This window comes from Candidatus Edwardsbacteria bacterium (assembly GCA_018821925.1).
GTDB lineage: Bacteria > Edwardsbacteria > AC1 > AC1 > EtOH8 > UBA2226.
The window spans coordinates 1-18,468 of record JAHJLF010000081.1 but is presented as its reverse complement, the minus strand read 5'-3'; the positions used below and the strand labels follow the sequence as shown (position 1 = coordinate 18,468).

Below are 18,468 nucleotides of genomic sequence, written 5' to 3'. Positions count from 1 at the left end.
AAAAATCAAAATTAAATAAACACAAGGAGTAGAAATGAGCAAGGTAAAGGTAATTGTAACCAGTCTGGCAATAGTGATGGTCTGCCAGACAGCATTTGCCCAGAGATCGAGAACCGCGAAGCCAGACACTGCAGTAGTAAACCTTCAGCAGAAAATGGAGGCCCTGACATCGCAGGTAAATTTGCTGGGCCAGGAATTAAATGCCGCCAAGGATCAACTTAACAAACAGGAACAAACCCCGGTTCAGGCTGTCGAGGAAAAGGTCTCGGCTGCCCACGACAAGCTGGCCGGAATGGAGGAGAGAATGCTGACCGCCGAAAGCGATATCGGCGGACTTAAGAAACTCAAAATATCCGGCTATATCCAGACCCGGTTCGAGTATATCAACCACGACAAGATCGATAGCGCCGCTAATTCGCTGGATAAAGGGGCCGATTCCAGCTGGTTCTACGTTCGCCGCGGCCGGATAAAATTCGTCTATACTCCAACATCCACTTCGCAGTATTGCATCTATCCCGACTTTTCCAAGAATACGGTTTCTCTCAAAGAAGCCTGGATCACTCTAAAAGAGCCCTGGTCTCCTATGGGCTTCAGTCTGACCATGGGCCAGATGAACTGGCCGTTCGGGGTGGAGATCGAAAGGTCCTCCTCGGTGCGCGAGGTGCCTGAGAGAAGCGTCATGTCCAACAAGCTGTTCAAGGGCGAGCGGGACCGCGGGGTCAAACTCAATTTTGCTCCTATCAAGAACATGAGCGTTGATCTGGGCGTCTACAATGGCTATGGCATAGACAACTCGGTCTTTACCTGGAACGATCCCACCAAGCCCAAGGATTTCATCGGCCGGGTCAAGTACGATTTCGGCATGGTGGCCCTGACCGGCTCCTATTACGAGGGATTCGAAAAGACCTCGGCCGCCTCGGATAACTTCTACAAGAACCGGATGGGCGGCTCCTTCGAGCTGTACAACCAGTTCCTGCCCATTGGAGGCACGGCAGTGTTGGCCGAGGCCATCAAGGGCGTCTCCCAGACAAAGGAAGTTCTGGGATATTACGCCATGCTGGTCCAGAACATCGGCAATAAACTGGGCGTGGCATTGAGGGTCGACAGCTATGATCCCAATACCTCCTCCGACACCACCAAGTATGTCTGCACCGCCAACGACCTCACCTTTGACCAGACCTCCAACCTCTCGGCGGCGGTGAACTACTGGTGGGACGATGCCGTCCGGCTGACCCTGGCTTTGGACCGCACCCTATATCATACCGACATGGCCCTGGGACTGCATCCCAAGTACAACACCTACCAGGATGACAAAATCACCATGCAGATGCAGATCAAATTCTAAGCAATATTTAATTAAAGGAGATATTTAGATGAAATTCAAGACCATAGTATTTTGGGCGTCACTGGCGCTGGTGGTCATCCTTACCTGTACTTTTGTCATGGCCGGGAAAGCCATCACCCTCAAGGGCTCCGATACCCTGTTGATGCTGGGCCAGAGATGGGCCGAACTGTACATGCAGAAGAACCCGGGGGTGGTCCTTCAGGTCACCGGAGGCGGTTCGGGTGTGGGCATTGCGGCGCTGATCAACGGCTCCACCGACATCTGCCAGGCCTCCCGCAGCATGAAAGATTCCGAAAAGAAGAAACTGCGCGACCGTTATTTCAGCAGCGGTTACGAAATTGCAGTGGCCAAGGACGGGGTGACATTGTATATCAACGAGAACAACCCGGTTAATGAACTGACCCTGGACCAGATCAGCGGTATCTACACCGGCAAGACCACCAACTGGTCGCAGGTAGGCGGGCCGGATGCCAAGATCATCGTCTACGGCCGTGAGAACAGCTCCGGCACCTATGTGTTCTTCCGGGAAAAGGCCATGAATAACGCCGACTATACATCCAGCATGCAGTCTCTGCCGGGCACCGCGGCTGTGGTCAACGCCGTGGCAAAGGATAAGTTCGGGATCGGATACGGCGGCGCAGCCTACGCCAAGGGGGTTAAGGAATTGGCCATAAAGACAGCCAAGGGGTCTTTCAAGCCTAACACCGAAACCGTCAAGAGCGGCCAGTATCCCCTGGCTAGGAATCTTTACTGGTACCTGCAGGGCAAGCCCAGCGGTGAGATCAAGAAGATTGTCGATTGGGTGCTTTCTCCCGAGGGCCAGGAAGTGGTGCAAAAGGTAGGATACTTTACCGTAAAATAAATAATTTTGAATTTCGGGCAAGATCCAGGGGGTTTTTAGGCTAAAACAGACCCCTTGGATTTCCCGTTATCAAAGGAACCAAGAACATGAGTCTTAAGAAAAGGAGATTCAAATACCTCGGAGAATCTCTGATAGAGGGTAACATAAAGATCACCGCCACCTTCGCCATCGTGGTGGTGTTCCTGATATTCATATTCATCATGCGGGAATCGTTGCCCATATTCTTCAATGGCGAGGTGCGGCAGGAGATTACCTTTGGACAATTTTTCAAAGGGATCGATTGGCGACCGGTGTCGGATAATCCCCGGTTCTCTCTGTGGCCGATAATTCTGGGCAGCTTAAAGGTGACCCTGATCGCATTGTTATTCGCCGTTCCGGTGGCGATCAGCGCTGCTCTTTATAGCTCGGAGTTCGCCGGACGCCGCTTAAAGGAATTCATCAAGCCGGCAGTGGAGCTGCTGGCCGGGATCCCTTCGGTAGTGCTGGGCTTTTTTGCTCTGATGGTGATGGCCTCCTTTTTGAAAAACATATTCGGCTGGGAGATCCGGCTCAATGCGGTCAATGCCGGGATCGCTTTAGGCTTTGCCGTCATTCCGTCCATCTATTCACTGGCCGAGGATGCCATCAATGCAGTACCCAGATCGTTCCGAGAGGCGGCCCTGGGGCTGGGAGCCTCTCCTTGGCAGACGGCCGTAAAAGTGGTTCTGCCGGCTGCCCTGCCCGGGGTGTCGGCAGCGGTATTGTTCGGCATGGGCCGGGCGGTGGGCGAGACCATGGTGGTGCTGATGGCGGCCGGGAATGCACCGCTATTCTCATTCAACCCCCTTAATTCCACCCGGACCATGACTGCCACCATTGCGGCCGAGCTGGGAGAGGTGGTTTTCGGCAGCGGGCACTACCACGCCCTGTTCTTCATCGGGTTGGTCCTGTTCCTGGTCACTTTTGTGATCAACATGACCTCTTGGGCACTGTTCGACGGCCTGATGAGCAAACTTTACGGGGCCAAGAAGTAGATATATATGACAAATAAAATGAACCTAAGAAATATCAAAGATAAACTCAAAATTGGCCTGACCGGATCGGCGGTGCTGCTGATCCTGGCCATTCTGGTGATCATACTGGGCACGGTTATTATCGGCGGGTATAAAAGCATTAGTTGGGAATTTTTAACCCAAGCGCCCACCGAAGGCATGACCAAGGGCGGGATATTTCCGGCCATATTCGGAATGGTGTTCTCCCTGCTCCTGATGCTGATCGCGGTGGTGCCGATCGGCGTGGCCACTGCAGTCTATTTGCATGAGTATGCCCGGCCCGGTTTCATTCTGACCAAGTTGATCCGGGGGGCGGTCAACAACCTGGCCGGCGTGCCCTCCATCGTCTTCGGTCTGTTCGGGCTGGGTTTCTTCATCCAGTTCATCGGAGGGGGGCTTGATCGCTCGCTGGGACAGACCGGCCTGTTCGGACAGCCCTGTATACTTTGGGCCTCGCTGACCCTGGCCCTGATGAACCTGCCGATGATAATAGTGGCCACCGAAGAGGCTTTACGGGCCATTCCCCAGGCGGAACGGGCCGGAGCCTTGGCCCTGGGTGCCACCAAGTGGCAATCGATAAGGCATGTGGTGCTTCCCCAGGCCATTCCAGGTATCCTGACCGGAGTAGTGCTGGTCATCAGCCGGGGAGCCGGAGAGGTGGCTCCAATTATGTTCACCGGAGCGGCATATTACCTGCCGTACCTGCCCAAGCTGCCCACCGACCAATTCATGACCCTGGGTTACCACATCTTTGTGATGACCACCCAATCGCCGGATATTGACGCCACGATGCCGATAGCCATGGGAGCCACTCTGGTACTATTGGCCCTTACCTTTTCGCTCAATATCATTGCCATAATCATAAGATCCCGCACCAGAAGCCAGCTTAGAAAGGGAAGATAATATGCAGACCGGAATCAACCGTTTGGACATAAAGGATTTCAATCTTTACTATCACCGCACCAAGGCCCTGGAGGACATCTCGATGATGATCCCCGAGAAAAAGGTTACCGCCATCATCGGGCCCTCGGGCTGCGGAAAGTCGACCCTATTGCGGTCAATAAACCGAATGAACGAAATGATTGACGGCGTGACGGTAGAGGGGCAGGTCCTGCTGGATGGGGAGGACATTTATCAACAGGATATAGACGTGGTGGAGCTGAGACGGAAGGTGGGCATGGTGTTTCAGCGCCCCAACCCGTTCCCTAAATCCATTTTCGAGAATGTGGCCTTCGGGGTGAGAATGGGCGATAACGTACCGGCCAAGCAAAAATTGGAAGAAGTGGTAGAGCGATCATTAAAGGAGGCTGCCATCTGGGACGAGGTAAAGGACCGGTTGCACCGTTCGGCCATGGAGCTTTCCGGCGGACAGCAACAACGGATATGCATAGCCCGCGCCTTGGCGGTTGAGCCGGAGGTCATCCTGATGGATGAGCCGGCCTCGGCCCTGGACCCTATTGCGACCGCCAAGATCGAAGAACTTATATTCCGCCTCAAAGAAAAATATACCATCGTCATCGTCACCCATAACATGCAACAGGCCGCCAGGGTGTCCGATTTCACCGCCTTTTTGATGCTGGGCAAACTGGTGGAATTCGGCCCTACAGAGAAGATAATGACCAATCCCGGTAGTAAGCTGACCGAAGAATATATCACCGGAAGATTCGGATGATATTCAATAAATAAAAGAAAAAGGAGGGGCATTATGGAACAATCCAGGCACATCGACCGTGAGCTGGAACAGATAAAGGAAAAACTGCTTTTGATGGCTTCCAAGGCCGAGCATATCATCAGCCAGGCGGTGGAATCGCTTTTGCAAAGGGATCTGGTCAAAGCAGAACAGATCATGGCCTCGGACCAGGAGATCGACAAATTGGAGATAGAGATAGAGAACGAGGCCATTTCGTTGATCGCTCGTCACCAGCCGGCCGCCAAGGATCTGCGGCTTCTTGTCGGTATCATCAAAATTAACAGCGATATCGAGCGCATCGGCGACCATGGGGTGAATATCGCCCAATGCACGCTGAAGCTGGGGCAGGAGCCTCCCTTGAAGCCGCTGATAGATATCCCCAGGATGGCCCATTTGGCTACCTCGATGCTAAAGGACAGTTTGGATAGCTTTGTCCATGAGGATGCAGAAAAGGCCCGTCAGGTATGCGCTACTGACAGCCAGGTGGACCAGCTGAAGGATCAAACATTAAGGGAATTGATGACCTATATGTACGAAAAGCCGGAAGCGATCAGCCGGGCCATGGGTCTGATATTGATCAGCCGCAATTTGGAGCGGATAGCCGACCTATCAACTAACATCAGTGAAGAGGTTATTTATATTTCCGAGGCCAAAGTCATAAAACACCATCAGGAAAAATAAAATGGAAAAGATAAAAGTCCTGTTCATCTGCCGCCATAATGCGGCCCGCAGCCAGATGGCCGAGGCCTTATTAAACCACCTGGCCGGTAACAGATTTCAGGCCGAGAGCGCCGGTTTGGAACCGGGGGAACTGAATCCCTATGCTGTAAGGGCCATGGCCGAAATGGGAATAGATATATCAGAGAAAAAATCACAAAGCGTTTTTGATCTATACCTTAAGGGGGAACTGTATAATTTTGTAATAACAGTGTGTGATATCAAAGAAGAAGATAAATGCCCGGTCTTTCCCGGTATAGCCCGGAGGCTGCACTGGAGCTTTCCGGATCCTTCGTCATTTACCGGGAGTGATCAGGAAAAATTGAAAAAGACCGTTGAGGTCAGGGACAGCATAAAAAAAGCCGTAGGTGATTTCATCAAACCGGTCAATAAACCAAACCATCGTGAAAAGGGAGGAATCCAAAATGAAAGCGCGTGAAATAATTTTCAAATTACTGGAGCTGGAGACAGACGGCTTTAAGGATGAACAGAAGCTGGCAATATTGGAAAAAGATGAAACAGCTCGCAAAAGCCTGCTGAAAAAGGCAGAGGTGGTAATAGATATCTGCGATAAAATGGTTTCCGACTAGGTTTAAACCTTCTAACCTGGTCTACTATGTGCCTTCTAACGAGAAAGCCCATTGGCGTAGTGCCTTTGGGCTTAATTATTTTACTGGTTCGCCAACAGCATAAATACAATAAAAAAAGCAAGGCAACTTATTAAAATGTCTTGCTTTGTAAAAGTCATGGCTGGGGGACAGGGATTCTCCGCCTAAGTAATGTTATTAGGGATAATATGCGGTGGATCCGCCGCCGCTAAGCTTCTTTAATTATTCGACAGGCGGAGAACCCCACCATTATAAAATGGTATCGGGGTTCTTTTAGTGCAAAGCAAAAAGACTGCGGTTTTAGCCGCAGTCTTTTTTATGGCTGGGGGACAGGGATTCGAACCCCGATACCATGGTCCAGAGCCATGTGTCCTGCCGTTGGACGATCCCCCAGTGCTATTTAATTGTTTTCTTGAGTATTTCCCGGCCTTTGCCTGATTTTAAATATCTTTCTCTTTGCAAGGCTTCGGCCTTAGTTGTAAATGATTCTTGGTGCATTAACATCCAGGGGCGATGTCCCTTGGTAAAACTACTTCGTCCGGCGTTATGGTCGGCCACACTCTTGTGCACATCAGAAGTAGAGCCAACATACTGAATGCCCTTGCTAATGCTTTTTATTATATATACGTAATATGGCATAGGGTGGGGATTCCCCGCCTCGGTGATAATAAAAACCATTTAGTGCGGCGGGTCCGCCGCCGCCGGGCTTTCCTGCCGAACATCAGGCGGAGAACCCCGATACCATGGTCCTCAAGCCTTAATGTCCTACCGTTGGACGATCCCCTAGTGTATGAATAATCAAGAGATGTAATTATATATCAAATCAAGGTTCTTGTCAATTGGGAAAATTAAGAACAACAACCTCCGGATGTTAAATTTGGTGGGTTGACACTAACCGGTAATTCTGTTAGAATATAATGCTTTAGTGAGTAAATTTACAATATCATATAGAAGGGATTTTGCCATGAAAGTATTGAAAAAACCGATCTTAAGGGGCGCCTTCCCCGGGCCCAAGGCCAGGGCCATCGTGGAACGCGACCATAAATCATTGTCTCCTTCGTACACCCGCTCCTATCCGGCGGTCATCGAAAAGGCCCAGGGGGTCTGGATGACCGATGTGGATGGCAACGTGCTGTTGGACTTCTGCGCCGGTATTGCGGTGAACGCCACCGGACACTGTCACCCCCAGGTGGTAAAGGCCATTACCGAACAGGCCAATAAATTCCTTCACTATTCAGGCACCGATTTCTACTATGCCCCGGAGGTTGAGTTGGCCGAGCGGCTAAAGGCCATCTCCCCCACCGGCAAGGACAACCGGGTTTTCTTCTGCAACTCCGGGGCCGAGGCGGTCGAAGGGGCTTTGAAATTGGCTAGATATTACACCAAACGTCCCCAGTTCATAGCTTTTATCGGGGCCTTCCACGGCCGAACCCTGGGGGCGGTATCCTGTACCGGCTCCAAAACCACCCAGAAAAAGGGGTTCTTTCCCACTATGCCGGGAGTGACCCATGTTCCGTATCCCAACTGTTATCATTGCGTCTTCAATAAAACCTATCCCGGTTGCAAACTGGAATGCATCAAATACATCGAAGAGGTGGTCCTGAAGACCATCCTGCCGCCGGAGGAGGTGGCGGCCATAGTGTTCGAGCCCATCCAGGGCGAGGGCGGATATGTGGTGCCCCCCAAGGAGGCGGTGGTGGCCCTGCGCAAGCTAGCCGACAAGCACGGCATGCTGCTAATCTCCGATGAGATCCAGGCCGGCATGGGCCGGACCGGCAAGTGGTTCGGCATAGATCATTTCGGGGTGAAACCCGACATCATAACCATGGCCAAGGGCCTGGCCTCGGGCATGCCGATGGGCGCCATCATAGCGTCATCCAAGGTCATGAGCTGGAAACCAGGCGCCCACGGCAATACCTTCAGCGGAAACCCGGTGTGCTGCGCGGCTGGTATCGCCACCTACGATTTGGTCAAGAAAGACCTGATGAAGAATTCGACCGTGGTAGGCAACTATATAATGGCCGAGCTGAAGAAGATGCAGAAGAAGCATCCGGCCATCGGCGACATCCGCGGCAAGGGGCTGATGATCGGGGTGGAGCTGGTCAAGGACCGCAAGACCCGCGAGAAGGACCACGACCTGATGGAAGCGGTCGTCCAGGAGGCATTCAAGCGCGGCCTGCTGATGCTGGGCTGCGGCACCAACACCCTCAGGATCTGCCCGCCGCTGATCATCACCAAGGAAGAGGCCAAGGTGGGCCTGGATATCCTGGATCAGGTGCTGAAAAAGGTCGCTAAGAAGAAATAACGGCCGATACAATAAATTACCCACCCTCGGGGGCAGAGTGCCGTTATAATATAGATGGACTCTGCCCTTCGTTCTAATCTGAGCGTCGCCGGGGTGTTGGGCTATTATAAAGATCAAACAATATTAAATTAAAACATCTATTATAGGAGAGAGAAATGGCCAGCAGCAAAGAGCTGATCAGGATCACCGAGAAATACGGGGCCCATAATTATCATCCCCTGCCGGTGGTGATATCCAAAGCCAAGGGCATCTGGATGTGGGATGTGGAGGGCAAAAAATACCTGGACATGCTTTCGGCCTATTCGGCGGTCAACCAGGGGCACCGCCATCCGGCAGTGCTGAAAGCCCTGAAGGATCAGCTGGAAAGAGTAACCCTTACCAGCCGGGCTTTTCATAATGACAAGTTGGGACCCTTCCTGCAGAAGCTTTGCAAAGTATCGCAGATGGAGGTTGCCCTGCCGATGAATACCGGAGCCGAGGCGGTGGAGACGGCCATCAAGCTGGCCCGTAAGTGGGGCTATGAGGTCAAGCGGGTGCCCAAGAACAAGGCCGAGATCATCGTCTGCGCCGAGAATTTTCACGGACGCACCTCCACCATCGTGAGTTTCTCCACCGATCCCGACGCCTACAGCGGATTCGGACCGGCCATGCCGGGGTTCAAAATCATTCCCTACAATGATACCAAGGCGCTGGAGAGGGCCATAACCAAAAACACCGTGGGATTTATGGTGGAGCCTATTCAGGGAGAGGCCGGGGTCAAGGTTCCGGCCAAGGGGTATCTGACCAAGGTCAAACAGATATGTAAGAAGCATAATGTCCTGTTCATAGCCGACGAGGTACAGACCGGCTTCTGCCGCACCGGAAAGTGGTTCTGCTGGCAACACGACAATGCCAAGCCGGATATCATGGTCGTCGGCAAGGCCCTGGGTGGGGGAGTGTATCCGGTCTCCGCTATTCTTAGCTCATGGAACATCATGAAGGTCATCAAGCCCGGCCAGCACGGCAGCACCTTCGGGGGCAATCCTCTGGCCTGCGCCGTCGGCTCCGCGGCCCTGGATGTTCTGGCCAAAGAGAAATTAGATGTAAAATCACAGCAATTGGGCGATTATTTCCGTTCCCAGCTAGGCAAGATCAAAACTAAAAAGATCAAGGACATCAGGGGCAAGGGACTGCTGACCGGTATGGAATTGCATATCTCGGCCGGGAAAGCCCGGCCCTATTGTCTGAAAATGAAGGAGATGGGAATGCTGGCCAAGGATACCCACGAGCAGACCATCCGCTTTGCACCACCGCTGGTGATAACCAAAAAGGAAGTGGACTGGGCCGTTAAACTGATCGCCAAGGCCCTGGATGGCTGATATCCAGTGCAGCCCAGGCTACTGCCTGGACTGCGTGATTAAAGCACATAAAACTTATTTAGCATTGCGGAGATTTTTATGAAAATGTTCCTATCGGGAAACGAGGCGGTGGCCAGGGGCGCTTGGGAGGCAGGGGTCAATGTGGTGTCGGCCTATCCCGGCACGCCATCCACCGAGATCCTGGAAAACCTGGGAAAATACAAGGAGATATATGCCGAGCTGGCTACCAACGAAAAGGTGGGGCTAGAAGTGGCGGCTGGGGCCTCCTTTGCCGGAGCCCGGGCCCTGACCTGTATGAAACATGTGGGATTGAACGTGGCCGCCGATCCGCTGTTCTCCATGGCCTATATCGGTGCCAAGGGCGGGTTCGTGGTGGTAAGTGCCGATGACCCCGGCATGCATTCGTCGCAGAACGAGCAGGACAATCGCTATTACGCCAAGATGGCCAAGATCCCCTGCCTGGAACCGTCGGACAGCCAGGAATGTCTGGAGATGACCAAATTGGCTTTCGACTTTTCCGAGAAATTCGATACTCCGGTGTTGTTGCGGCTGACCACCCGCATCTCCCACTCCAAGGGAGTGGTGGAAGCGGGCGAAAGGAAGGAGCATAAACCCACCGGCTATGTCAAGAACATCGCCAAGAACATCACCATTCCGGCCCATGCCCGAAAGATGCATGTCAAGGTGGAGGAGCGCCTAAAGAAGCTGGCCGAATACGGCGAAAGCTTTTCCTATAACCGGGTGGAAAAAGGGGACAAGAATTTGGGGATCATCACCAGCGGCATTTCCTACCAGTATGCCAAGGATGTTTTCCCCAGTGCCTCATATTTAAAGCTGGCATTGACTTTTCCCCTGCCGGCAAAAAAAATCTCCGACTTCATCAACTCGGTCGACGAGATATATGTTATCGAAGAGAACGACACTTTCATGGAGGAACAGATTAAAGCCCTGGGGTATAAGGTCTCCGGCAGCTGCGCCTATGAAAAGGAGATCACCGGAAAGGCAAAAATACCCATCGTCGGCGAGCTGGATCCCACAGTGCTGGCCAGGGCCTTCGGCCTGCAGAAAGAATCTCCTTACAAACCGCTGGAACTGCCGGCCCGTCCTCCGGTGCTGTGCCCGGGATGCCCGCATCGCGGAGTCTTTTATGCGCTAAATAGGCTCAAATTGACGGTCACAGGGGACATCGGCTGCTACACCCTGGGCATGATGGATCCGCTGAATGCCATGGACACCGTGATCTGCATGGGCGGCAGCGTTACCGCAGCCATGGGGCTGGAAAAAGCCCTGGGGCCGGAGATGGCCAAAAAGACGGTGGCAGTGATCGGCGATTCCACCTTTTTCCATTCCGGCATCACCGGGCTGGTGGACATGGTCTATAACAATTCTAAAGGCACGGTGATCATTCTGGACAACCGGATCACCGCCATGACCGGACACCAGGAGAATCCCGGCACCGGCAAAACCCTGCAGGGACAGGATGCGCCGATAGTCGAACTGGAGCCGCTGGTCAGGTCTTGCGGAGTGAAGCATGTCCAAATGATAGATCCCCTGAACCTGAAGCAGACCGAAGCGGCCATCAAAGAAGCAATCAACAATCCCGGGGTCTCGGTGATCATTGCCAAATCGCCCTGCATTTTGATAGAGAAGAAATTCAAGCCGGCCTTAAAAGTAGACGAAGACAAATGCATCGGCTGCAAGATCTGCCTGAAACTGGGCTGCCCGGCGATATCATTTGACAAGGCCAAGAAAAAATCACGGATAGATCCCATGTTCTGCATAGGCTGCGAGGTTTGTGCTTCACTGTGCCCCAAGCAGGCCATTGGTCACAAATAACGAAAGGAGCAATGATGAAAACTGTAAATATACTAATCTGCGGCGTGGGCGGACAGGGGGTGCTGCTGGCCGGGGACATCATCGCCGAGACCGCCATTGCCAGTGGGTTTGACGCTAAGAAGAGCGAGGTCCACGGCATGGCCCAGCGGGGCGGCAGCGTGGTCAGCCATGTCCGATTCGGCCAGAAGGTCAACTCCCCGCTGATCAGAGAAGGTGAGGCCGATGTCATTTTATCTTTCGAGGAGATGGAGACCGCTCGATACCTGCAGTTCCTGAAAACCGAGGGCTGCCTGATCATCAACCAGCAGCAGATAATACCCATGTCGGTAGCCACCGGACAGGCGGAATATCCGATCGACATTGTCGAAAAGATAAAACAGCAGGTAAAGAACGTGGTGCTGTGCCCCGGCATGGAACTGGCCGAAAAGGCCGGGAGCGCCAAGGCGGTCAATACGGTTCTTTTGGGGGCTCTGGCCAAAAAACTGGAGCTGGCTCCCGATAAATGGCACGAGGTCATCTCCCGGAGGGTCCCGGCGAAGACGGTGGAACTGAACAAAAAGGCTTTTGAGTTGGGCTATAGCCAGCAGTAATATAGAAGAAAATCGTGAAACCTTTTACCGATATATCTTCCTATTATGACCTGCTGATGCAGGATGTGGATTATCAGGAGTGGGCAGATTATATAATACATTTGATTCAGCGGGCGGGTATATCCAAAGGCAGCGCCCTGCTGGACATGGCCTGCGGCACCGGGACATCGTCCCTATTCTTTGCCAAAGCGGGATATAAGGTACGCGGGATGGATTTATCCCAAGGGATGCTGAGTGTCGCCCAGGCCAAGGCAAAAAAATCCGGAGTTAAAATAAAATTCCACCCAGGCGATATTCGGAATTTCCCCACCAAAGAGAAGTATTCAATAATTACCTGCCTTTTCGACAGCATGAATTACCTGCTTAAAGAGGAAGATTTCCTTAGCGCCTGCAAATGTGCCCAGGGGGCCTTGTCCGGGCCAGGGGTATTCATATTTGATGTTAACACCATTTTTGCCCTCACCAAATATTGGGATCAGCGGCTGGAGGTGAAAGAGGCCGAAGGAATGCTCTCCATTTGGCGGAACAGCTACGACTTCGTAAGCCATTATGCCAATTTATCCCTGACATTGTTCATCCCACGGGGAAAGGGCTATAAGAGGATAGACGAATTCCACCAAGAGAAGGCTTTTCCCTTGGATGATGTGAAGTCAATGCTTAAAAAAGCAGGTTTTGGGAAAATAGAGATATTCAGGCATTTGACCCTGGAGCCACCCCACCCCAACACCGTCCGAGCCACCATAATCGCCTATAAGAAATAATATGCGTTTCATCGCCGACCTTCATATCCATTCCAAGTACAGCCGGGCCACTAGCCCGGATATGGACCTGGAACACATAACCGAATGGGCCCAATATAAGGGTCTGGGGCTTTTGGGCAGCGGCGATTTCACCCATCCCGACTGGCTCAAGGAATTGAAATTCAAACTGGAATCCAGGGATAACGGCATCTACCATTATCGGGGGGTTGACTTCATGCTGACCGCCGAGGTATGCAACATATTTACCAAGAACGGAAAGAGCCGCAAAATACACAACATGATCTTCGCCCCGTCATTCGAAGTGGTGGAGCAGATCAACCGCCAGCTTAAGCGCCATGCCGACCTGTCCATGGACGGACGGCCCATAGTCAATCTGTATGCCTCCCGTTTAGTGGAATTGGTGATGGGCATCTCCCCAGATTGCCTGATGATCCCGGCCCATATCTGGACTCCGCATTACTCGCTGTTTGGGGCAAATTTCGGTTTTGACAGTCTGGAGGAATGCTACGAGGATCAGACCGAGAACATCCATGTGCTGGAGACGGGGCTTTCCTCCGACCCTTTCATGAACTGGCGGCTGACAGGTTTGGATAAGCATTCCCTGATATCAAATTCCGATGCCCACAGCCCTTCAAAACTGGGGCGGGAGGCCAACGTTTTCGACTGCGACATGGATTATAAGACCATCTGCCAGGCTTTAAAGAGACAGGATATTTCCCGTTTCTTATACACCCTTGAATATATCCCCGAAGAGGGAAAATACTTCCATGACGGCCACCGCAAGTGCCTTTGCCGCCTGACTCCCAAAGAAGCTAGGGAAGTTGATAATATTTGTCCGGTTTGCGGGAAAAAGCTGACCATCGGAGTAATGCACCGGATCGAAGAGTTGTCCGATAGGCCGTCGGGGGTAAAGCCGGCCAATGCCATTCCATTCAGACATTTGGTCCCGTTGGAGGAGATAATAGCCATGTCCTTCGGCCTGGGAACCGGGACCCAAACGGTGCTACATGAATACCATAAGCTGGTAAAAGGCTTCGGCAACGAATTCACCGTTTTGCTGGAGGCCACCAAGTCCGAGCTGAACGAAGTGACCAACAACAAAGTGGCCGATGGGATCGTCAGAGTGCGGCAGGGAAAGGTCAATATCATACCCGGTTACGACGGGGAATTAGGGAAGTTGAGCATATTTGACGGAGACCGCCGCCAGCCCCATAAGACCAATGAACCGGAAGAACAACTGGAGATATTTTGATGGATGTCTTGGGAAACAGCAACCGTGAAAAATGGGTGTTCCTTGATGTGGGGAATGTGATATTTTACGACCTGCCCCTTTTGGCCAGGATATGGAAATATTTTTACCTGACATTGAAAGATGGCGGGCTCAGGCTGTCATTCGAGGAGGTGCTCCGGGAAAGGGAGAAGCTGCTGGAAAGCAATTCCCCGGAGATGAATCCCAGGAAGATGATCGCCGATAAATTTGCCGGGCATATCGACCGGGAAATAGTGGACCGGGCGGTCAATCAATGGCAGCAGGTCTATCCGGGCTCAAACTATCCGGTGGCCGGCATCAAGGATGTGTTAAAAAGCCTCCATGGAAAATATAACTTGGGGATAATTGCCAATCAGCCGTCACTGGCCATGGATGAACTCAAGAAACACCGGCTGGAAGGTTATTTCAAGCATATCATAATCAGCGATGTGGTGGGCTATCACAAACCGGATCCCCAAATATTCCGGCATGCCGTTGACTTGGTCGGGGCAAAGCCGGACCAGTGCCTGATGGTCGGGGATAGGATAGACAATGACGTCCGTCCGGCAAAAATTACCGGGATGAGGGCCCTATGGCTGAATATGGATTTTCGCCAGATGGATTACCAACCGGCAGATAATTATGAAAAACTTTATATCGAAAGCTATCTGCGGATAACTGGGATAGATCAGTCATATGAGGGGTCGGGCTATGAACCGGATGCCGTCATAAAAAACCTGGAGGAGCTTCCCCGGGCAATTGAATCAATATTGGCTGGGCAGGAGGTGGCCGGATGAAAAAATTGTGGGCCCCCTGGCGGATGAAATATATCACCGGCGCCGCTGATAAAAACCAATCAGGCTGCATTTTCTGCAAAAAACCCAAAAGCAAAGCCGATCAGAATAATTACATCCTGCACCGCGGCAATAAGGCGTTCGTTATGATGAATATTTTTCCCTACAACAACGGGCATCTGATGGTTGCGCCCTACCGTCATGTGGGAGATTTTACCGCCCTGAACGATGCGGAGCTTCTTGAGATCATGCAGTTGGCCCAGGCTTGCCAGAAGGCCATGGCGGCGGTGATGAAGCCGCAAGGCTACAATCTGGGATTCAACCTGGGCCGGGTGGCGGGAGCCGGAATAGAGGACCATGTTCATCTGCACCTGGTGCCGCGCTGGAACGGCGATACCAATTTCATGCCGGTGTTGGCGGATACCAAGGTGGTCTCGGAAGCTTTGGAGGATACCTTTAAAAAGTTGAAAAAAGCACTGAATGGTTATTTTAGAATGGAAAAAGGGGCGGCAACTCACGGGAAAAAGAACAAGAAGGATAAAATAGCTCTGCCCGATGTTAAATAATAACAGACATATAAAAGTGGCGGTGGCTATGTCCGGTGGGGTGGACAGCAGCGTGGCAGCAGCCCTGCTGATAAAAAAGGGCTTCAGGGTCATCGGACTGACCATGAAGCTTTTTTCTTCATCCGAAGCGCATTCGTCAACCAATTGCTGCGCCGATGAAGCAATAGAGTCTGCCGAAAGGGCGGCATCAACGCTGTGTATCGAGCATCGGGTAATAGATTGCCGGAATGAATTTAAAGAAAGAGTGATAAGTAATTTTCTCAATGAATACGCCAATGCCCGGACGCCAAATCCCTGCGTAGTTTGCAATAAAAGCATCAAGTTCGGTCTATTGATGGAGAAAGCACTGGCTATGGGCTGCACCCATCTGGCGACTGGCCATTATGCTCGGATTAGCCAAAGACAGGGAAGATATATTTTGACCAAAGCAAAGGATAAGCAGAAGGATCAGTCATATTTTTTGTGGATGCTGAGCCAGAAACAATTAAAATCCATAGCTTTTCCTTTAGGCCATTATGAAAAACAACAGATCAGGAAAATGGCCGTATCTCTTGATCTTGAAGCGGCGAACAAGCCGGAAAGTCAGGAAATATGCTTCATTCCCAAGGGGCATTATAGTGAGTATATGAATAATATCACGAATTCCATAAGTGGCGAGATAATTGATGTCAATGGAAAAATTCTGGGGCAGCACCGGGGGATAATCAACTATACCATAGGTCAACGGGAGGGATTGGGAATTGCATTGGGAAAACCGCAATATGTGATAGGCATTGATTCCTCAAAGAATCGGGTAATCGTAGGGGACGATCAGCTTTTGTATAAGAATATCCTGAATGTTGCCGATGTGAACTGGTTTATCAAAGTTCCCAGCCGTCAGATAAAGGCTGGTGTAAAAATTCGGAACCAACATAAGGGTTCGCCTGCGTTTATCAAGCCCACAGGGGAGCAATCAGTTCAAATAAGATTTACACAAAGCCAAAGGGCCATCAGCCCTGGTCAGTCCGCAGTATTTTATCGAGGGGATCTGGTTCTGGGAGGCGGATTGATAAAATAAGAGGTTCGGTCATAATGACCGGACCTCTTTGAATATTCCCGATTATTCTTCTCCGGGAACCATTCCCTTGAATAGGGTTATATTTTCAGTCTAAAACAATAGTCATGCTTGAATCAAAATAAATGTTATGAATTGATACGACAAATATATATTTGGGGGGAATCGAATATAACATTCAGGCCGGGAATATCCCGGATATCTTCAAGGCTGGGCAAGAATGGCTTGGATACCTTCTGTTTGAAAAAGACCAGATAAGTATCCGGCCTGCTTTCGGCCAAAGGGGTTGGGACTTCAGGATTCATCAGAGTAAAAAGCTTATCCCTGTTCAAAAGGTTTGGGACTTTCCCTGATAAGGCATATAAAAGCTCTGGGTCGTTTGTAAGATAAGCAGCATCATTCGGCAGGCGATCCAACAAGGTGAGCGATCCAATTTTGCGCCAGTTGAAACGCTGATAAGCATCCCATTTAACGGAATTGGTCCGGTCCAATCCCCACCAGATACCATAGGCGGCGGCGGATACCGCCCAAATTACAAAGAGAGATGTTAACCCCCGATTTAATTTAACTGGTTTTAAGATCACAGGAAACAACAGAAGCAAAAGTATATAAACCGGAGAAAGTATCCGATAGTCAAGCATGATGGCCGGATCGAAAAAAAGGATAGAGAAAAACAGGGATGCAATGTATGAAGCCAAGCATAAAAGAATAAAAAGGGATGATTTTGTAAATTCCGGTAATAATCGTTTCCGGGATAAGACCGTTATTTGAGGGCCCCAATATTTTAACAAAAGGAACAAGATCAATATAAATGTAAATAATCTGATATATCCTAGGGAAGTCATATATCTTTCAAACATCAACCACCACAGGATGGTTTGAAAGCCCTTAAGAATGGCTGTATTGCTGATCTGATAAATATTGAATGATCTGTCGGCTGCTGATCCGGTGAAAGATAGATTTCGTAATACCCAGAAAAATATTCCGGAAAAAGAGACGGCAAACATTGTCAAAGCCTGAACGATTTTTATTTTTTTTACCGTTTTTGTGAAGAATATAAGATATAAGATTCCAGCCAAAATAAAGGCAATCCCTATATAACGGCAAAGCGAAGCCAGACCCCAGAATAAACCAGCCATGATCAATTTCGGGAATGCGCCATGGTCAATATAGGCGACAAAAGACCGTATTCCGAGCAGGGCCAGAAAAATAAAAAGAGGCTCGGAGACGGCCGTCATGTGAATAAGCAAAAGGTGAGTGGCAAATAAAAATAAAAAACCGGCGGCAATCGGCGCGTGGCGCCATGCTGTTAGCCTTAACGACAGCAAGCCGACTAAAAAGATGTTAGCCCCAAAAAGAAAAGCGTTCAAAAATCTGGCTGCTGGTAGTATATCAAACCCCAGCTTATCTGTAAAAGCCAGCAGCAGCGGGTATAAGGGGGGGAAATGGGTCATAGGCTTCAGATGGCCGCTGGCGGCCCATTCACTCAGACCGATGCCACGGGAAAAGTTAAGGGCCGAAGCAATATATACCGTGGAGTCGTTATTGATAGCAATGCCCCACCTAGTAAGCCAAAGAATAACAAATACTCCAATTACTGAAAATGAGGATAAAATATACAAGGGGGCGTTTGTTGTGCGATATATGTTGCTTTTATAAAACATGGTCAATAGTAATATATTTCGTTCTATAAATACAAGCA

General features: G+C 50.8%; 19 protein-coding genes and 1 tRNA gene. 17 read left to right on the top strand and 3 right to left on the bottom strand.

Features of this window, described 5'->3' with window-relative positions; translation table 11 throughout:
* The first annotated feature begins 34 nt into the window (after positions 1 to 34).
* From KJ869_10465 to KJ869_10430, 8 genes are all read left to right on the top strand, one after another.
* Entirely contained in the window at positions 35 to 1,345 is a 1,311-nt protein-coding gene (locus tag KJ869_10465) for a hypothetical protein (GenBank protein ID MBU1577610.1), read from the top strand.
* A gap of 97 nt (positions 1,346 to 1,442) precedes the next feature.
* Entirely contained in the window at positions 1,443 to 2,207 is a 765-nt protein-coding gene (locus tag KJ869_10460; protein ID MBU1577609.1) for a phosphate ABC transporter substrate-binding protein, read from the top strand.
* 86 nt (positions 2,208 to 2,293) lie between these two features.
* Positions 2,294 to 3,220 (top strand): phosphate ABC transporter permease subunit PstC, encoded by a 927-nt coding sequence (pstC, locus tag KJ869_10455; GenBank protein MBU1577608.1) that lies wholly within the window; start codon positions 2,294 to 2,296, stop codon positions 3,218 to 3,220.
* Positions 3,221 to 3,238: 18 nt separating this feature from the next.
* Positions 3,239 to 4,141, top strand: coding sequence for a phosphate ABC transporter permease PstA (gene pstA / locus KJ869_10450; GenBank protein ID MBU1577607.1), 903 nt, complete (start codon positions 3,239 to 3,241; stop codon positions 4,139 to 4,141).
* A gap of 1 nt (position 4,142) precedes the next feature.
* The gene (pstB, locus tag KJ869_10445; protein ID MBU1577606.1) at positions 4,143 to 4,910 is read left to right on the top strand and encodes a phosphate ABC transporter ATP-binding protein; all 768 of its coding nucleotides are present in this window, start codon (positions 4,143 to 4,145) and stop codon (positions 4,908 to 4,910) included.
* Positions 4,911 to 4,943: 33 nt separating this feature from the next.
* Positions 4,944 to 5,609 carry a phosphate signaling complex protein PhoU gene (gene phoU, locus KJ869_10440; GenBank protein ID MBU1577605.1) on the top strand — a complete coding sequence of 222 codons (666 nt, stop codon included), beginning with the start codon at positions 4,944 to 4,946 and terminating at the stop codon, positions 5,607 to 5,609.
* Between the two features lies 1 nt (position 5,610).
* Entirely contained in the window at positions 5,611 to 6,084 is a 474-nt protein-coding gene (locus KJ869_10435; protein MBU1577604.1) for an arsenate reductase ArsC, read from the top strand.
* The gene (locus KJ869_10430; GenBank protein MBU1577603.1) at positions 6,071 to 6,235 is read left to right on the top strand and encodes a hypothetical protein; all 165 of its coding nucleotides are present in this window, start codon (positions 6,071 to 6,073) and stop codon (positions 6,233 to 6,235) included. The genes KJ869_10435 and KJ869_10430 overlap by 14 nt, the downstream gene beginning before the upstream one ends.
* Positions 6,236 to 6,572: 337 nt before the next feature.
* On the opposite strand, the gene KJ869_10425 is transcribed toward KJ869_10430, so the two are convergent.
* Together KJ869_10425 and KJ869_10420 are read right to left on the bottom strand one after the other, a co-directional pair.
* Positions 6,573 to 6,646 (bottom strand) — tRNA-Gln (locus KJ869_10425).
* A gap of 3 nt (positions 6,647 to 6,649) precedes the next feature.
* The gene (locus KJ869_10420) at positions 6,650 to 6,892 is read right to left on the bottom strand and encodes a GIY-YIG nuclease family protein (protein ID MBU1577602.1); all 243 of its coding nucleotides are present in this window, start codon (positions 6,890 to 6,892) and stop codon (positions 6,650 to 6,652) included.
* Between the two features lie 325 nt (positions 6,893 to 7,217).
* Between KJ869_10420 and KJ869_10415 the strand changes: the two genes are divergently transcribed.
* The 9 genes from KJ869_10415 to mnmA all read left to right on the top strand — a co-directional run bounded on the left by KJ869_10415 (position 7,218) and on the right by mnmA (position 16,769).
* The gene (locus KJ869_10415; GenBank protein ID MBU1577601.1) at positions 7,218 to 8,558 is read left to right on the top strand and encodes an acetyl ornithine aminotransferase family protein; all 1,341 of its coding nucleotides are present in this window, start codon (positions 7,218 to 7,220) and stop codon (positions 8,556 to 8,558) included.
* Positions 8,559 to 8,713: 155 nt separating this feature from the next.
* On the top strand, positions 8,714 to 9,916 hold the full coding sequence (gene rocD, locus KJ869_10410) for an ornithine--oxo-acid transaminase (GenBank protein ID MBU1577600.1): 1,203 nt from the start codon (positions 8,714 to 8,716) through the stop codon (positions 9,914 to 9,916).
* A 78-nt stretch (positions 9,917 to 9,994) separates the two neighbouring features.
* Complete coding sequence (gene iorA / locus KJ869_10405) at positions 9,995 to 11,752, top strand: indolepyruvate ferredoxin oxidoreductase subunit alpha (GenBank protein MBU1577599.1); 1,758 nt, start codon at positions 9,995 to 9,997, stop codon at positions 11,750 to 11,752.
* An 11-nt stretch (positions 11,753 to 11,763) separates the two neighbouring features.
* Entirely contained in the window at positions 11,764 to 12,342 is a 579-nt protein-coding gene (locus KJ869_10400; protein ID MBU1577598.1) for an indolepyruvate oxidoreductase subunit beta, read from the top strand.
* A 14-nt stretch (positions 12,343 to 12,356) separates the two neighbouring features.
* The gene (locus KJ869_10395; GenBank protein MBU1577597.1) at positions 12,357 to 13,103 is read left to right on the top strand and encodes a methyltransferase domain-containing protein; all 747 of its coding nucleotides are present in this window, start codon (positions 12,357 to 12,359) and stop codon (positions 13,101 to 13,103) included.
* Between the two features lies 1 nt (position 13,104).
* Positions 13,105 to 14,355, top strand: coding sequence for an endonuclease Q family protein (locus KJ869_10390; protein MBU1577596.1), 1,251 nt, complete (start codon positions 13,105 to 13,107; stop codon positions 14,353 to 14,355).
* The gene (locus KJ869_10385; GenBank protein MBU1577595.1) at positions 14,355 to 15,149 is read left to right on the top strand and encodes an HAD family hydrolase; all 795 of its coding nucleotides are present in this window, start codon (positions 14,355 to 14,357) and stop codon (positions 15,147 to 15,149) included. The genes KJ869_10390 and KJ869_10385 overlap by 1 nt, the downstream gene beginning before the upstream one ends.
* Positions 15,146 to 15,712 carry an HIT domain-containing protein gene (locus KJ869_10380; GenBank protein ID MBU1577594.1) on the top strand — a complete coding sequence of 189 codons (567 nt, stop codon included), beginning with the start codon at positions 15,146 to 15,148 and terminating at the stop codon, positions 15,710 to 15,712. Before KJ869_10385 ends, KJ869_10380 begins: the two co-directional genes overlap by 4 nt.
* Complete coding sequence (gene mnmA / locus KJ869_10375; GenBank protein MBU1577593.1) at positions 15,702 to 16,769, top strand: tRNA 2-thiouridine(34) synthase MnmA; 1,068 nt, start codon at positions 15,702 to 15,704, stop codon at positions 16,767 to 16,769. The genes KJ869_10380 and mnmA overlap by 11 nt, the downstream gene beginning before the upstream one ends.
* A gap of 125 nt (positions 16,770 to 16,894) precedes the next feature.
* Here the strand turns inward: mnmA and KJ869_10370 are convergent.
* Positions 16,895 to 18,468, bottom strand: a 1,574-nt coding sequence (locus KJ869_10370) for a glycosyltransferase family 39 protein (protein MBU1577592.1), incomplete at its 5' end; no start/stop codon positions are given.

Bases quoted from the DNA above. Each gene is read 5' to 3' on its own strand.
- KJ869_10465 (MBU1577610.1), top strand. From the start codon at position 35: ATGAGCAAGGTAAAGGTAATTGTAACCAGTCTGGCAATAGTGATGGTC.
- KJ869_10460 (MBU1577609.1), top strand. From the start codon at position 1,443: ATGGCCGGGAAAGCCATCACCCTCAAGGGCTCCGATACCCTGTTGATG.
- pstC (MBU1577608.1), top strand. From the start codon at position 2,294: ATGAGTCTTAAGAAAAGGAGATTCAAATACCTCGGAGAATCTCTGATA.
- pstA (MBU1577607.1), top strand. From the start codon at position 3,239: ATGAACCTAAGAAATATCAAAGATAAACTCAAAATTGGCCTGACCGGA.
- pstB (MBU1577606.1), top strand. From the start codon at position 4,143: ATGCAGACCGGAATCAACCGTTTGGACATAAAGGATTTCAATCTTTAC.
- phoU (MBU1577605.1), top strand. From the start codon at position 4,944: ATGGAACAATCCAGGCACATCGACCGTGAGCTGGAACAGATAAAGGAA.
- KJ869_10435 (MBU1577604.1), top strand. From the start codon at position 5,611: ATGGAAAAGATAAAAGTCCTGTTCATCTGCCGCCATAATGCGGCCCGC.
- KJ869_10430 (MBU1577603.1), top strand. From the start codon at position 6,071: ATGAAAGCGCGTGAAATAATTTTCAAATTACTGGAGCTGGAGACAGAC.
- KJ869_10420 (MBU1577602.1), bottom strand. From the start codon at position 6,892: ATGCCATATTACGTATATATAATAAAAAGCATTAGCAAGGGCATTCAG.
- KJ869_10415 (MBU1577601.1), top strand. From the start codon at position 7,218: ATGAAAGTATTGAAAAAACCGATCTTAAGGGGCGCCTTCCCCGGGCCC.
- rocD (MBU1577600.1), top strand. From the start codon at position 8,714: ATGGCCAGCAGCAAAGAGCTGATCAGGATCACCGAGAAATACGGGGCC.
- iorA (MBU1577599.1), top strand. From the start codon at position 9,995: ATGAAAATGTTCCTATCGGGAAACGAGGCGGTGGCCAGGGGCGCTTGG.
- KJ869_10400 (MBU1577598.1), top strand. From the start codon at position 11,764: ATGATGAAAACTGTAAATATACTAATCTGCGGCGTGGGCGGACAGGGG.
- KJ869_10390 (MBU1577596.1), top strand. From the start codon at position 13,105: ATGCGTTTCATCGCCGACCTTCATATCCATTCCAAGTACAGCCGGGCC.
- KJ869_10385 (MBU1577595.1), top strand. From the start codon at position 14,355: ATGGATGTCTTGGGAAACAGCAACCGTGAAAAATGGGTGTTCCTTGAT.
- KJ869_10380 (MBU1577594.1), top strand. From the start codon at position 15,146: ATGAAAAAATTGTGGGCCCCCTGGCGGATGAAATATATCACCGGCGCC.
- mnmA (MBU1577593.1), top strand. From the start codon at position 15,702: ATGTTAAATAATAACAGACATATAAAAGTGGCGGTGGCTATGTCCGGT.